General features: G+C 72.4%; 9 protein-coding genes. 7 read left to right on the top strand and 2 right to left on the bottom strand.

Annotation, left to right across the window (positions count from 1 at the left end):
* Positions 1-46: 46 nt before the first annotated feature.
* Positions 47-2,032: a hypothetical protein gene (locus ABZ470_RS26840; RefSeq protein ID WP_362914721.1), complete on the bottom strand. Its 1,986-nt coding sequence runs from the start codon at positions 2,030-2,032 to the stop codon at positions 47-49.
* A gap of 319 nt (positions 2,033-2,351) precedes the next feature.
* Here ABZ470_RS26840 and ABZ470_RS26835 point away from each other — a divergent pair, with 319 nt between their 5' ends.
* The 7 genes from ABZ470_RS26835 (at position 2,352) to ABZ470_RS26805 (ending at position 12,115) form a co-directional block, all read left to right on the top strand.
* Complete coding sequence (locus ABZ470_RS26835; protein ID WP_352011798.1) at positions 2,352-3,506, top strand: LLM class flavin-dependent oxidoreductase; 1,155 nt, start codon at positions 2,352-2,354, stop codon at positions 3,504-3,506.
* Positions 3,507-3,525: 19 nt separating this feature from the next.
* Positions 3,526-5,097: an ABC transporter substrate-binding protein gene (locus tag ABZ470_RS26830; protein ID WP_352011799.1), complete on the top strand. Its 1,572-nt coding sequence runs from the start codon at positions 3,526-3,528 to the stop codon at positions 5,095-5,097.
* Position 5,098: 1 nt separating this feature from the next.
* Positions 5,099-6,091 carry an ABC transporter permease gene (locus tag ABZ470_RS26825; RefSeq protein WP_362914719.1) on the top strand — a complete coding sequence of 331 codons (993 nt, stop codon included), beginning with the start codon at positions 5,099-5,101 and terminating at the stop codon, positions 6,089-6,091.
* Positions 6,088-6,975 carry an ABC transporter permease gene (locus ABZ470_RS26820; RefSeq protein WP_362914717.1) on the top strand — a complete coding sequence of 296 codons (888 nt, stop codon included), beginning with the start codon at positions 6,088-6,090 and terminating at the stop codon, positions 6,973-6,975. The genes ABZ470_RS26825 and ABZ470_RS26820 overlap by 4 nt, the downstream gene beginning before the upstream one ends.
* Positions 6,972-8,798, top strand: a complete 1,827-nt coding sequence (locus ABZ470_RS26815) for an ABC transporter ATP-binding protein (RefSeq protein ID WP_362914715.1) — start codon at positions 6,972-6,974, stop codon at positions 8,796-8,798. The genes ABZ470_RS26820 and ABZ470_RS26815 overlap by 4 nt, the downstream gene beginning before the upstream one ends.
* A 169-nt stretch (positions 8,799-8,967) precedes the next feature.
* The gene (locus ABZ470_RS26810) at positions 8,968-10,338 is read left to right on the top strand and encodes a transaminase (RefSeq protein ID WP_362776293.1); all 1,371 of its coding nucleotides are present in this window, start codon (positions 8,968-8,970) and stop codon (positions 10,336-10,338) included.
* 568 nt (positions 10,339-10,906) lie between these two features.
* A complete protein-coding gene (locus ABZ470_RS26805; protein WP_362914713.1) occupies positions 10,907-12,115 on the top strand; it encodes a cytochrome P450 in 1,209 nt (402 codons plus the stop codon).
* Here ABZ470_RS26805 and ABZ470_RS26800 read toward each other — a convergent pair.
* On the bottom strand, positions 12,105-13,136 hold the full coding sequence (locus tag ABZ470_RS26800; RefSeq protein WP_362914711.1) for a PP2C family protein-serine/threonine phosphatase: 1,032 nt from the start codon (positions 13,134-13,136) through the stop codon (positions 12,105-12,107). The genes ABZ470_RS26805 and ABZ470_RS26800 overlap by 11 nt on opposite strands.
* Positions 13,137-13,346: the final 210 nt, after the last annotated feature.

The raw sequence follows: 13,346 nt of genomic DNA, 5'->3' as shown, positions 1-13,346 counted from the left end.
GCGGCGACGGCGCGACGACCTCCCACGGCCCCGGCCGTGGGAGAGGTCAGTTGGTGTGCGGGTTGGGCAGGTGGTCGCCCACGTGCCCGACCCAGACCTTGCCGGTGAGGCCGCCGGAGTCGTCGTGGAAGTGGATCCTGGGCGCCGGGCAGCCGCCCTTGCGGATCTTGATGTGCGCCTCCATCATCACCTTCCCCGACGGGTGCACCTCGGCGGGCACGGAGAAGGTCCGCCTTGTGCTGTATCTGCCGTTGGTGTTGACGGTCTTCGACTCGCTCATCGCGACCATCCCGGCCGGGATGGTCAGGACGGCCGAGCTCCTGCACCAGTCGAAGAACCCTCCGGAGAACTCGCCCGACGATCTGGCCTGGGCGAAGGCGTCGAGCGCGCGCAGCGCGTCCCAGGTCTTGGAGGCCCAGACCCTGGCGAGTGTGGGGTAGGTGAGGTCGAGTTTCGCGGCCTCGGTGTCGGTGTCGCCGATCTCCACGTGGACCAGCTTCTCCCGCGCCATGTTCAGGGCGTCCATGAGGCTGGTCGGTTCGAAGACGGCGTCGTCGGGGGAGAGCCCGAAGGCGGGACTGCCCGCCCTGGCCAGCCTGCCCTCAAGCCAGCGGACCCGTTCCTGGAGCTTGCGGGCGGACGCGACGGCCTCGGCGTACTCCTGCTGGAGGATCTCGTGCTCGGTGTGCAGGCGGTCCATCTCACCGGCCAGCCTGTCGCTCTCGTCCTCGGCCTCGGCCAGCAGCTGGTCGCCGCTCTGCCGTACGACGACCAGATCGCGCAGGCCCTCGACGTGCGCGCCGAGGGTGCGCATCTGACGCAGGATCTCCCCGTTGCCGGAACCACTGCCGGAACCGCCGGAGGCCCCGGATGAGGAGGCCGCCAGGCCGAGGGCGGCGTCCAGCTCGCCCCGCAGCTCCCTGACCACCACGGCGGCGACCAGGCGGGCCAGCTCGTCCACGTCCAGGGAACGCCGCTCCTGCGCGGGCTCCGGCTCGGCGGCCGGGACGGCCGTCGCCGCGGGCTCGGGTTCGGCGGGGGGTTCCGCGCCGCGCGCGGGGACGGGTTCGGCGGGGGCGCTGCGGGGGCCCATCGCCATCATCCAGCGGCGCAGCCCGTCTCCCGGGGAGCCGGTGGGCGCGGGACGCGGGGTCATGGCCTCGGCCAGGTCACCGGCGGTCGCCTTGCCGACCAGGATTCTGGAGACGACCCGGTAGGCCCGTTGCACGTCGTCGGGGAGCGCGCGCCGCGCCGTCTCCCCGATGATGCCGTCCGCGGCCAGGTCAAGGGCCTGCCTGCCCTGCTTGCGGACCATCGCCCCGCCCATCGGGCGGTGCCGGTAGGGGTAGCTCTCCCCGCCCGGGTCGAACGGGGCCACGTAGGTGCGGATCCCCCCGCCGAACACCCCGAGGTCGGAGCCCATGGCCTCGTTGAAGCGCTGCTGGGCGTGCAGGTCGGCGAAGCGCGCGACCATCCCGGCCCCGGCGACCGCGCCCGCCAGGTATTCGGCCCGGGTCCTCGCCGCCCGCGGGTCCTGCGGATCGACCGAGACGACGGCCACCGGGACGCGGCGCCTGCGTTCGGAGAGCACCGAGACCAGCCGGTGGACGGCGTCCTCGTCGACCTCCTCTGCGGCGTCCGGCAGGTGCGTGCCGCCGTCGGTGATCCTGGCGGTGCGCAGGTAGGCCTGGACGAACCCCGGGGCGTGTCCAGCACCGCTCTCACCGTCCCCCTCGACCGTGACGACCACCCAGCCCGCCGGTCCGCCCGTCCGTTCGGCGTAGGCGACCCGGGTGCGCAGCAGGCCCTCCGCCCGGTTCTCCTCGACGAGGTAGCGCCCGCACTCGCCCGAGCGCTCGACGCGGACCCGGACTCCGTCCCGCTCGAACTCCTGCGCCTCCCTGCCCGTCTCCGGGGCCGGCAATCCCCTGGCGGCGAGCCACTCCCCGAAGGTGCGTCGCAGCCGGGGGGATATCGGTGCGGTCCTGTCCCGGAGGACCGCTTGGTACAGGCGACTTACGTTCGGCGACATGGCAGCGACTTCCATACTCACGAGGGGCGGCGCCCGCCGCGGGGGCGGGCACCGCCTGAACGGCCGGGCGGGCGTCCGCGGGCGCGCCGGGGCAGGCGTGCTCGCGGACGGTGTGCAGGGAGCGGGGAAGGTCATCAGATCACGAACGTGAGGGCGACGGCAGGCAATCAGGCGATTGCCCACCGTACGGGGATGTGTCCGCCGTCCGTCACCTCCGGTGCTTCCGGCCTGCCCGGATCGGGTTGGAGGCCGTCCGTAATTGCATTTATTTCCTATCTGTATAGTATGTTTTGCGCCGAATCCCCGGAAAGGAACACCGATGACCGTCCCGCCCGCCCAGCTCCTGTGGTACCTCACCGCCCCCGACGGGCCGTACCCCTGGGAGGAGCGCGGTCGATGGGCCACCGACTTCGACCACCTGCGCCACGTCGCGGAGACGATCGACCGGCTCGGCTACTACGGCGCGCTGCTGGGCACCGGCCGGGACGACGGGCTGACCGTCGCGGCGGCCATGGCCGGGGCCACCCGGAGGATGCGGTTCCTCACCGCCGTCTACCCCGGTCTGACCTCACCCGCCAAACTCGCCCAGATCGCGCACACCATCGACCGCTTCTCCGGCGGGCGGCTGCTGTTCAACGTGGTCAACGGCAACGACGCCACCCTCGCCCAGTACGGCCTGCACCTCGGCCACGACGAGCGCTACGACTTCAGCGCCGAGTACTGGGACGCCTTCCAGCGCGTCTACCTCGGCGAGCCGGAGCCGTACGAGGGCAGGCACGTCCGGCTGGCAGGCCGGGCGGGGCCCGGGGGGCCGCTGTCTCCGTGGGGCACGGCCGTACGCCCGACACCGCTGTGGGGCGCGGGCACCTCACCCGCGGGCGTCGCCCACTCGGCGGGCCTGCTCGACGTCTACCTCAGCTTCGCCGACACCCCGCAGCGCCTCGGCGAGAAGTTCCGCCGCGTCGGTGCCGAGGCCGCCAAGCACGGCCGCACCCTGAGGTACGGCACCCGCCTGCAGATCATCGTGCGCGAGACCGAGGAGGAGGCCTGGGAGCACGCCGCCTCGCTGCTGCGCGCGACCTCGGTCGAGACCGCCCTCGAACTCGCCAAGTGGAACCTGCCCGAACCGATCGAGACCTACCGGAGCCAGGACCAGCGGGTCAACCGGCGTCTTGAGGCGCTGCGCTCCGGGCGCCTGCCGGACGTGCGCGACCTGGAGATCCACCCCAACGTCTGGACCGGGCCCAGCCTGTTCGGCTTCGACGTGGTCTCACCGAGCTCGGGCACCTACCTGGTCGGCAGCGCGGAGAACGTCGCCGCCCGCATCCGCGAGTACCAGGAGCACGGCGTCCAGTCCTTCATCCTGTCCGGCTTCCCGCTGATCGCCGAGGCGCACCGGGTCGCCGACCTGCTCTTCCCCCTGCTCGACCTCGACCACGGCTTCGAGATCCCCTCGCTGCGCGCGGACGCGTAACCCTTCAGGAGACACTTCGATGAACGGCCAGATCACCCGGCGTGGCTTCCTCGGCGGAGCCGTACTTCTCGGTGGGGCGGCGCTCGTCGGCTGCGCCCCGGGGCAGGAGGCCGCGCGCCCTGGAACGATCCAGCAGGCTGCGGTCGCCGACGGCGCCCCCAGGCGGGGCGGCAGGCTCAGGCTCGGCGTGGTCGACGGCGACAGGGCGGGCACGCTCGACGCGCACAAGCCGCTCACCATCGGCTCGATCATCAGGGGCTTCGCGGTCTACAGCAAGCTGTGGGAGTGGGACGCCGAGATGAACTGGTCCCCGGCCCTGGCCGAGGAGACCGAGGCGAACGCCGACGCGACGACCTGGACCGTACGGCTCAGGCAGGGGCTCGAATTCCACAACGGCAAGACCATCACCGCCGACGACGTGATCTTCTCGGCCCGGCGGCTCACCGACCCCGCGCTCGGCTCCCCCTGGGCGGCGCTGCTGTTCACCCTCGACCGGGAGCGGATCGACAAGGTCGACGAACGGACCGTGCGCTTCCACTTCAAGGACGGCAAGGGCTTCGTGCCCTTCCCCGACACCTTCACCAACTTCGGCGCCGTCGTCCCCGTCGACTACGACCCGGCCAGGCCGGTCGGGGCGGGGCCGTACAAGCTCAAGGAGTTCACCCCGGGGCGGCGGTCGCTGTTCACCCGGTTCGAGAACTACTTCAAGGACGGCCGGCCGTACGCCGACGAACTGGAGATCATCGACTTCCAGGACGAGGCGTCCCGGATCGCCGCGCTGCAGGCCGGCCAGATCTCCCTCGCCAACGGCATCGGCGCCGACCAGGTCAGGCTGCTGCAGGGCGACCCGAGGGTCAGGGTGGTCGTCTCCGAGACCAGCAACTGGCAGTCCTTCGACCTCAACCTCAGCAAGGAGCCCTTCCGCGACGAGCGGGTGCGTGAGGCGTTCCGGCTGCTGACCGACCGGCAGGAACTGGTCGATCGCGCCCTGTCCGGCCATGGGCGCCTCGCCAACGACCTCTACTCGCCACAGGACCCCACCTTCGACCGGAGCATCCCGCAACGTCCCCACGACGTCGAACGGGCCAGGGCGCTGCTGAAGGAGGCGGGCCGGGAGAACCTGCAGATCGAGCTGGTCTCCGGGGAGGGCGGGGACGCCGCCGCGCTGGTCTTCGCCGCCCAGGCGAAGAAGGCCGGGATCACCGTCACGGTGAAGAAGGTCGACGCCGCGACCTTCAACGGCCCGCGGCGCCTCGACTGGACGATGAGCACCGGCGGCCTGCTGACCGAGTCGTTCCTGTCCAGCGCCCTGCACCTGGACGCGCCCGTCTCGGCCGCGAACAAGACCCACTTCTCCGACCCGCGCTTCACCGAGCTGTTCGAACAGGCCGTCACCCAGCCGGACACCGCCAGGCGCGCCGAACTGGTCCACGAGATGCAGCGCATCCAGCACGCGAAGGGCGGAATGGTCATCTGGGGCTTCAACAACGCCCTGGACGCGGTCTCGACCGGCGTCGGCGGCGTCACCCCGGAGCACACCCAGTTCGCGACCTGGCGTTTCGAGAAGCTCTGGGTCAAGGAGACGACCTGACATGGCCGGACAGGAACCGGGGCGACCCCGGGCGGGTGGCCGGGGGAGGTGGCTGCTGCGCCGGGTCGCGTACGGCGCGGCGGCGGTCTGGGCCACCAGCGTCGTGGTGTTCGCCGCGACCCAGGCGCTGCCCTCCGACCCGGCCATGGCGATCCTCGGCGGGGACGCGACCCCGGAGAGCCTGGCCCGGCTGCGGCTCGACCTCGGACTCGACCGGCCGCTGTGGCAGCGGTACCTCACCTGGCTCGGCGGCGTCATCACCGGTGACCTGGGCCGATCCCTCGACTCCGGCACCGACGTGGCGTCCCTGCTCGGCGGCAGGCTCGTCAACTCCCTGGCCCTGCTGGCCTCGGCGCTGACCGTCGCCGTCGCCCTCGCGCTGGCCCTCGGCCTGTTCGCCGCGCTGCGCAGGGGCGGCCTCGCCGACCGCGTCGTCACCTCGGTGGCGGTCTCCCTGCAGGCCGTACCGGGCTTCGTCGTCGCCGTCGCCCTGATCGTCCTGCTGGCCACGACCGTCTGGCCGGTCCTGCCGGCCGCCTCGCTGCTCGAACCCGGGGTGTCGCCGTTCGCCCAGCCCCACTATCTCCTCCTGCCCGCCCTGACCCTGGTCGCCGCGGAGACGCCCTACCTGCTGCGCCAGGTCCGCTCCTCGGTGGCCGAGGCCCTGGAGTCCGACTACGCGACCGCCGCCCGGCTGCGGGGCGTCCCGGAACGCCGGGTGATCTGGCGCCACGCCCTGCCCAACGGGCTGGTGCCCGCCGTACAGGCGACGGCGCTGACCACCGGGGTGCTGCTCGGCGGCTCGCTGGTCGTCGAGGTCGCCTTCAGTTACCCGGGCCTCGGCGGCGCGCTGAACGCGGCGGTCGGCGCCCGCGACATCCCGGTGATCCAGGCGGCGGCCCTGCTCGTCGCGGGCGGGGTGGTCGTCGTCAACCTCCTGGCCGACCTGGTCACCGTGCTGCTGACCCCCAGGCTCAGGACGGGGGAGCGGTGAGCGCGATCCGTCCCCCGCGCGACCGGCGGGCGGGAACGGGCGCGGTCGTGAACGTCCTGGCGGGGGCCGTCCGCCCGCTGCGCGACCGGCAGGTCAGGTTCGGGGCGCTGCTGACCGTCCTCGTCGTGCTGGTCGCGGTGCTCGGACCGGTGGCGGCGCCGTACGCGGCCGACGAACTGGTCGGACCGGCCTACGGCGCGCCCGCCCCCGGGGCGCCGCTCGGCTACGACTACCTGGGCGCCGACGTGCTGTCACGGGTGCTGCTCGGCGGGCGCTCCCTCGTGCTGACGACCGTCTGCGCCGCCGTCCTCGCGCTGCTCGCGGGCGCGGCGATCGGCATGTCGGCCGCCTGGACCGGGCGCCTGGCCGACCGGGCCGTGCTGTGGTGCGCCGACGTGCTGCTGGCCTTCCCGCACCTGGTGCTCGTGCTGCTGGCCGTCTCGATGCTCGGCCGCTCCCGCCCGCTGGTCGTGGCGACCGTCGCCGTCACGCTGCTGCCCGGCACGGTACGGCTCGCCAGGAGCCTGACGCTCGGCGTGATGGGGCAGGAGTACGTGGAGGCGGCCAGGCTTCTGGGCTACCCCCGGCGCCGGATCCTGTTCCGCGAGATCCTGCCCAACGTCACCACGCCGCTGCTGGTCCACCTGGGCGCGATGCTCACCTGGTCGGCCGGGCTGATCGCCGCGATGAGCTTCCTCGGGTACGGCGTGGCGGCCCCGGCGGCCGACTGGGGGCTGATGGTCAACGAGAACCACGGCGGCCTGCGCCTGCAGCCCTGGGCGGTGCTCGCCCCCGTCGTCCTGATCGCCCTGTTCGCGCTGGGCGTCAACACCCTGGCCGAGGGGCTCGGCCGTACCGTCGCGCCGGTCGAGGAGGAACGGTGAGCACCCATCCGCTGCTGCGCGTCGAGGGACTGCGGGTCGCCCTGGACACCGGCCCCGAGGTCCTGTCCGGCGTCGGCCTGACCCTCGGCCCCGGCGAGATCGTCGGCCTGGTCGGGGAGTCGGGCTCAGGCAAGACCACGCTGGCCACCGCCCTGCTCGGACACGCCAGGCGGGGGGCCCGGATCACCGGGGGCTCGGTCACGGTCGGCGGCGTCGACGTCCTCGGGCTGTCGCCGCGTGAGCTGCGGCGGGCACGCGGCGGGCTGGTCGGCTACGTCGCCCAGGACCCGGCGACCGCCCTCAACCCGGCGCTGCGGATCGGCACGCAACTGGCCGAGATGGTGGCCGTGCACCGGCCCGGACTGCGCGGCCGGGCGGCGGCCGCCGAGGTCGGGGCCGCGCTCGACGCGGCGGGGCTGCCCTCGGAGGAGGCCTTCCTGCGGCGCTACCCGCACCAGCTCTCCGGAGGCCAGCAGCAGCGGGTGCTCATCGCGCTCGCCTTCCTGCCCGGCCCCCGGCTCGTCGTGCTCGACGAGCCGACGACCGCCCTCGACGTCACCACCCAGGCGCGTGTCCTGGCCTCGGTGCGTGAGATGTGCCGGGACCGGGGGGCCGCCGCGGTCTACGTCTCCCACGACCTGGGGGTCGTGCGGGGCCTGGCCGACCGGATCGCGGTCATGTACGCGGGCCGCGTCGTGGAGACCGCCCCCCTCGGCACGTTCTTCCCGACCGGGACGACCGGGACGACCGGGACGCCGGGGGCGTCCGCCGGAGCGCGGCACCCGTACACGCGTGGCCTGCTGGCCGCCTCCCCGGACGTCGCCGTCCGCCGGGCGCCGCGGTCCATCCCCGGCCACGCCCCGTCGCTGACGGCCAGGCCGGCCGGCTGCGCGTTCGCGCCGCGCTGCGCCCGGGCCGACGCGCTCTGCCGGGAGGAGACGCCTTCGCAGACGGGACAGGGGCCGGAGCACCTGGTGGCCTGCCACCACCCGGTCGCCGTCCCGGAGACCGCCGTCGCCGACGTCGTCGCGGACCTCCCCGAGGTACGGCCCGGCGCGGACGCGGAGCCGTTGCTGCGGGCCCGCGACGTCTCCTTCTCCTACGGTCGCGCCCACCGGGTGCTGCACGAGGTCTCCCTCGACCTGCGGGAGGGGGCCTTCCACGCGCTGGTCGGGGAGTCGGGGTCGGGCAAGACGACCCTCGCCCGGGTGCTGTCCGGATTCGGCGGCCATGTCACGGGCACCCTGTCCTACGCGGGGGCGCCGCTGGCGGTCGCCGGGACGGACAGGCCCGCCGAGCTGCGGCGCCGGATCCAGTACGTGTTCCAGAACCCCTACCGCGCGCTCAACCCCCGGCACACGGTCGCCGAGATCCTGCGGACCCCGATCAGGCACCTTTTCGGCGTCTCGCAGGACGAGGCGCGGCGGCGGGCACTGGACGCCCTCGACCGGGTGGCGCTCCGCCCGGAGATCGCCAGGAGCCGTCCCGGGGAGCTGTCCGGGGGCGAGCGCCAGCGCGTGGCCGTCGCGCGTTCCCTCGTCTGCGACCCCAGCGTGCTGATCTGCGACGAGATCACCTCCGCGCTCGACGTCTCGGTCCAGGCCGCGGTCCTGGAGCTGCTCACGACGCTGCGCCGTGACGGTCTGACCGTGCTGTTCGTCACCCACGACCTGGGGGTGGTCCGCGCGGTCGCCGACGAGGTCTCGGTCATGCACCGGGGGCGGATCGTCGAGCACGGCCGTACCGGCGACGTCCTGGACGATCCGGCGGACCCCTACACCCGGTCCCTGGTCACCGCCGCGCGGGGAGCCGTCACAGCCTGAGGACGACCGGGCCGGGGAGGTCTGCGGTCCCGGCAAACGTGGTAATCCGGTCCTATTTCCGGACTCATGGTGGAAGGTAGCGTCGATCCGGGGTCCGCGCCGACATGGCCCGTTCGGCCGTCCCACAGGCTCGGCCCCTGCCGGGGGCCCCGCCCGCACAGGAGGAACGATGACGGATGACCGGACGGCCGTCGTGCCGCAGGGGATCGACGAACGAAGCCTCGCCGCGCTGCTGACGCGGGAGCGCGCCGCCTGGATCGAGGGCAGGCCGAGGTCGGCGGCGCTGTACGAGCGCGCCCGCGCCTCGCAGTTGCACGGCACACCGCAGCACTGGATCAGGCAGTTCCCGCCGCCGGTGCCGCTGACGGTCGAGCGGGCCACCGGCGCCCGCCTGCACGACGTCGACGGGCACGACTACGCCGACTTCGGACTGGCGGGCACGGCGGCGCTGTGGGGGCACGACCACCCCGCGATCGTCGCGGCGCTGCGTGACCAGCTCGGCCGGGGCAGCGTGACCCTGTGGCCGAACGAGGACCACGTGTGGGTGGCCGAGGAGCTGCGGAACCGTTTCGGCCTGCCGTGCTGGCAGTTCGCCGTCTCGGCCACCGACGCGAACCGGTTCGCGCTGCTGCTGGCCAGGGTGGCCACGGGGCGGGAGCGGATCCTGATGTTCAACCGGGCCTACCACGGCGCGGTCGAGCAGACCTACGCCGTGCTGACCGAGGAGGGCGTCACGCCGCTGCCCGGCGTCGACACGGGCGGCGTGGACGTGCGGCGGACCACGAAGGTGGTCGAGTTCAACGACCTCGACGCGCTGGAACGGGAGCTCGCGCCACGGGACGTCGCCGCGGTGATCGCCGAACCGGTGATGACCAACGGCGGCGCGGTGATCCACCCCGACCCCGGATTCCACGCGGGCCTGCGTGAGATCACCCGCCGTACGGGGACCCTGCTGCTCATCGACGAGACCCAGACGATCCCGGCCGGTCCGGGCGGCTGCGTCCGTGAGTTCGGCCTGGAACCGGACCTCGTCACCATGGGCAAGTGGATCGCCGGGGGCGTCCCCGCGGGCGTGTACGGCATGTCCGAGGAGGTCGCCGCGGCGGCGGCGCGCTACACCCAAGACGGCGACGGCGGTCTCGGCAGCACGCTGGCGAGCGGCCCGCTCGCGGTCAGGGCCATGCGGGCGGTGCTCGAAGAGGTCATGACGGAGCGTACGTACGCGCACATGAACCGTCTCGCCGACCGTTACGGCCGCGGGATCGAGGAGGTCGTCGCGGCGCACCGCCTGCCCTGGCACGTCGGCCGCCTCGGGGGCCGCGTCATGTACGCCTTCACCCCGCAGCCGCCGCGCAACGCCGGGCAGCCCTACCCCCGGAGTGCCTCGCTGCGTGAGGCGCTGTGGCTGTACCTGGCCAACCGGGGGATCGCGCTCGACGGGATGAGTGGCGCGGCGCTGTTCTCGCCGCTGTCGGAGGAGTCCGACGTCGACCGGCACAACGAGCTGTTCGCCAAGGTGATCGCCGAGCTCGTGGGGTAACGAGGGCGATGACGGAGCCCGGCGGGTTCACCGAGGCCACCGAGACCATCGGGCCGTCGAGGCCGCTGTGGTCGTCAAGGCCGGGGTGGGCCCGCCGGCGCACGGCCGCCGTCCGGTGACGAACACCGCACGACGGGGACCCGGACGGCGCGGGCCCCAAGCCGAAACATTTCCTTAATACGGGTTCTTCGGGGAAGTCGTGCCGGGAAAGGTTTTTGCCTGGTTCGCGGTCGTCGTGTCACATGACCGGGTGCCGGAAGCGCTTTTTGGAAGCGTGCTCCCCCGCTTCCTTCCCGCCCCGTCCTGGCTGGTGGGAGGATCTTCTGTGTACCCTTCGGCGCGGTGCGGGACAGAGAAAGCAGAGGCCGGAAACGGCCCGAATTGATGGCTTGAGCGAGCTTTTCTGCCCTTTTGTCCGGCCCAAAAATTGCCGTATGGAACTTTAGCGACACCGCTGTGTCGCCTCGGGAGGTTAATGTTTTCCACAAAAACATCCTTGTCGGGAAAACCATTCAGTGAGAGCTTGGGAAAACGGCTCGTCGTCCACTTCGAGAGGTGTTTCCCGGCCATGGTTGATGACGTCAACGACCTCGCGGACTCCGCGGACCTGCCCGCGCTCCCCTTCGCGCGGAGTAACCCTCTTGACCTGCCGCAGACCTACCACGCGTTGCTCAACGACGAACCGGTGGCCAGGGTGCGTACCCAGGCGGGCGACGTCGCCTGGCTGGTGACCGGCTACGAGGAGGCCAGGGAGGCCTTCGCCGAGCGACGCCTGGGCCGCTCGACCCCCACCCCGGAGCGGGTGTCCAGGATCTCCAACTCGGTGCTGCTGGGCGGCCCGCGCAGCGACACCATCGAGGTCGAGAAGGTCAAGCACGAGCGGATGCGCCGCCTGTTCGCCCCCGCCTTCTCCGCCCGCAGGATGAGCGCCCTCACGCCGCGCATCAGGGAGTTCGTCGACACGCTCCTCGACGACATGGCCGAGCACGGCCCCCCGGCCGACCTGCGGGAGCGCATCTCCCTCCCGCTTCCCGTGCTGGTGATCTGCGAGCTGCTCGGCGTGCCGTACGCCGACCGCGGCTACTTCAGGAAGCTGGCCGAGACGGTGGGCAACCTGAGCGACCCGCGCCGGGCCCAGGACGCGATGGACGCGCTGGGCGAGTACACCAGGAAGATCGTCATCGACAAGCGGGAGAATCCCGGCGAGGACGTCTTCTCCGACCTGGCCAGGGCGGACGTGTCGGACGAGGAGGTCGCCATGCTCTCCGCCGGGCTGCTGTTCGCGGGCCACGAGACGACCATCAACCAGATCGACTACGGCGTGCTCCTGCTGCTGTCCAACCCGGAGCAGCGCGACGCCCTGGTCGCCACCCCGGAGATGATCGACAGGGCGGTCGAGGAGATCCTGCGGATCGCGGCCCCGAGCAACCACGGCCTGCCCCGCTACGCGCACGAGGACGTGACGATCGGCGGTGTGACGATCGAGCGCGGCGACGCGGTGATCATCGCCATGACGGCGGCCAACCGGGACGAGCGGGCCTTCACCGACCCCAACCGCTTCGACATCGGGCGCGCCCCCGGCAGCCAGCACCTCGGGTTCGGCTACGCGATCCACTACTGCATCGGGGCGAGCCTGGCCAGGATCGAGATGCGCGAGATGATCGGCGGCCTGTTCCGCCGCTTCCCCACGCTCGCCCTGACCGTGCCGCCTGAGGAGCTGACCGAGCAGAGCGACTCGCTCACCGGAGGGGTCGACCGCATCCCGGTCACCTGGTGATCCCGGCGCCGTCCCTCGCCGGAGGGCGGGAATGGCGGCGCAGCAGCAGCATCGCCGCGTCGTCCTGCAACGGCCCGCCGACGTGGTCGAGCAGGTCGGCACGCAGTTCCTCAAGCGCGGCCTGGGGGTCGGAGCCGCCGAGCACCCCCGCGCGGTCGAGGAGGGGGTAGAAGGCGCCGGAGGCGTCACGGGCCTCGATGACGCCGTCGGTGTACAGCAGGATCTGGTCGCCGGTCCCGAACGGCACCCGGTAGGGGGCGGGGACGGCGGGCCCGAGGGAGACGAGGCCGAGCGGGGGGATCTCCTCCTCCGGCTCGGCCAGCAGGATCCGGCCGTCGCTGCGCATGATCAGGGGCGGCGGGTGGCCGAAGTTCAGCAGGGAGATCTCCTCCTCGTGCACCTGGGCGAGGATGGCGGTGACGAACCTCTCGCCTCCCAGGTGACGGGCGAGGCTGTTTTCGAGCCGGTCGCCGATGCCCGGCAGGTCGGGTTCGTCGTAGGCCGCCTCGCGGAACGCGCCGAGCGTCCAGGCGGCGGTCTCGACCGCCTGCAGCCCCTTGCCCTGCACGTCGCCGATGAGCAGGCGCACCCCCTGCGGTGTGGTGACGACCTCGTAGAGGTCCCCGCCGATGCGGGCCTCGGCCGCGGCCGAGGTGTAGGACAGCGCGATGCGCAGGTCGCCCGCCCGGCGCGGCACCGGGCGCAACAGCACGTGCTGGGCCGTCTCGGCGACCATCCGCACGTTGGCCAGTTCGCGCTCGCGGCGGATGCGCAGGTGGGCGGCCAGCATGCTGGCACCGGTCACCGCGGTGATCGTCGCGATCGTGAGGTTGTTCTGCCGGTTGAACAGCACGCCGCTGTAGGCCGAGAGCGGCAGGCAGATGGCCAGTGCCAGCGCGCCGACGAGTACGGTGCGCCTTACGCCGCCGGACACCGAGGCGAAGGTCGGCCCGAGGGTCAGCAGAGGCAGGAAGCCGAGCCTCGGACCGGCGAGCATGTCGGTCAGGCCGACGGCGCCCATCACCGCGAACGGAAGGATCTTGAGTACCGCCTGTGATCTGCGATGGATCTCCGGCGCCGGGGAGTGCAGGGCTGGCCTCCAGGAATCGTGGAACAGAACACCTGCTGCTCATGGTGCCGAGAGAGCATCACGATCAGCTGGCAAGATTGCTCAATCAGGGTTCGTTCCTGTCCCGTGGGTGAGAACAGGGCACTGATAAAGTCGTCCCCG

The sequence above is a fragment of the Streptosporangium sp. NPDC020072 genome (genome assembly GCF_040631445.1).
Taxonomy (GTDB): domain Bacteria; phylum Actinomycetota; class Actinomycetes; order Streptosporangiales; family Streptosporangiaceae; genus Streptosporangium.
Note: the sequence above shows the minus strand (reverse complement) of the source record. Positions and strands in the feature narration are given on the sequence as shown.

Coding starts and splice junctions, on each gene's coding strand:
- ABZ470_RS26835 (WP_352011798.1), top strand. CDS start 2,352: ATGACCGTCCCGCCCGCCCAGCTCCTGTGGTACCTCACCGCCCCCGAC.
- ABZ470_RS26825 (WP_362914719.1), top strand. CDS start 5,099: ATGGCCGGACAGGAACCGGGGCGACCCCGGGCGGGTGGCCGGGGGAGG.
- ABZ470_RS26830 (WP_352011799.1), top strand. CDS start 3,526: ATGAACGGCCAGATCACCCGGCGTGGCTTCCTCGGCGGAGCCGTACTT.
- ABZ470_RS26805 (WP_362914713.1), top strand. CDS start 10,907: ATGGTTGATGACGTCAACGACCTCGCGGACTCCGCGGACCTGCCCGCG.
- ABZ470_RS26840 (WP_362914721.1), bottom strand. CDS start 2,032: ATGTCGCCGAACGTAAGTCGCCTGTACCAAGCGGTCCTCCGGGACAGG.
- ABZ470_RS26810 (WP_362776293.1), top strand. CDS start 8,968: ATGACGGATGACCGGACGGCCGTCGTGCCGCAGGGGATCGACGAACGA.
- ABZ470_RS26800 (WP_362914711.1), bottom strand. CDS start 13,136: ATGGGCGCCGTCGGCCTGACCGACATGCTCGCCGGTCCGAGGCTCGGC.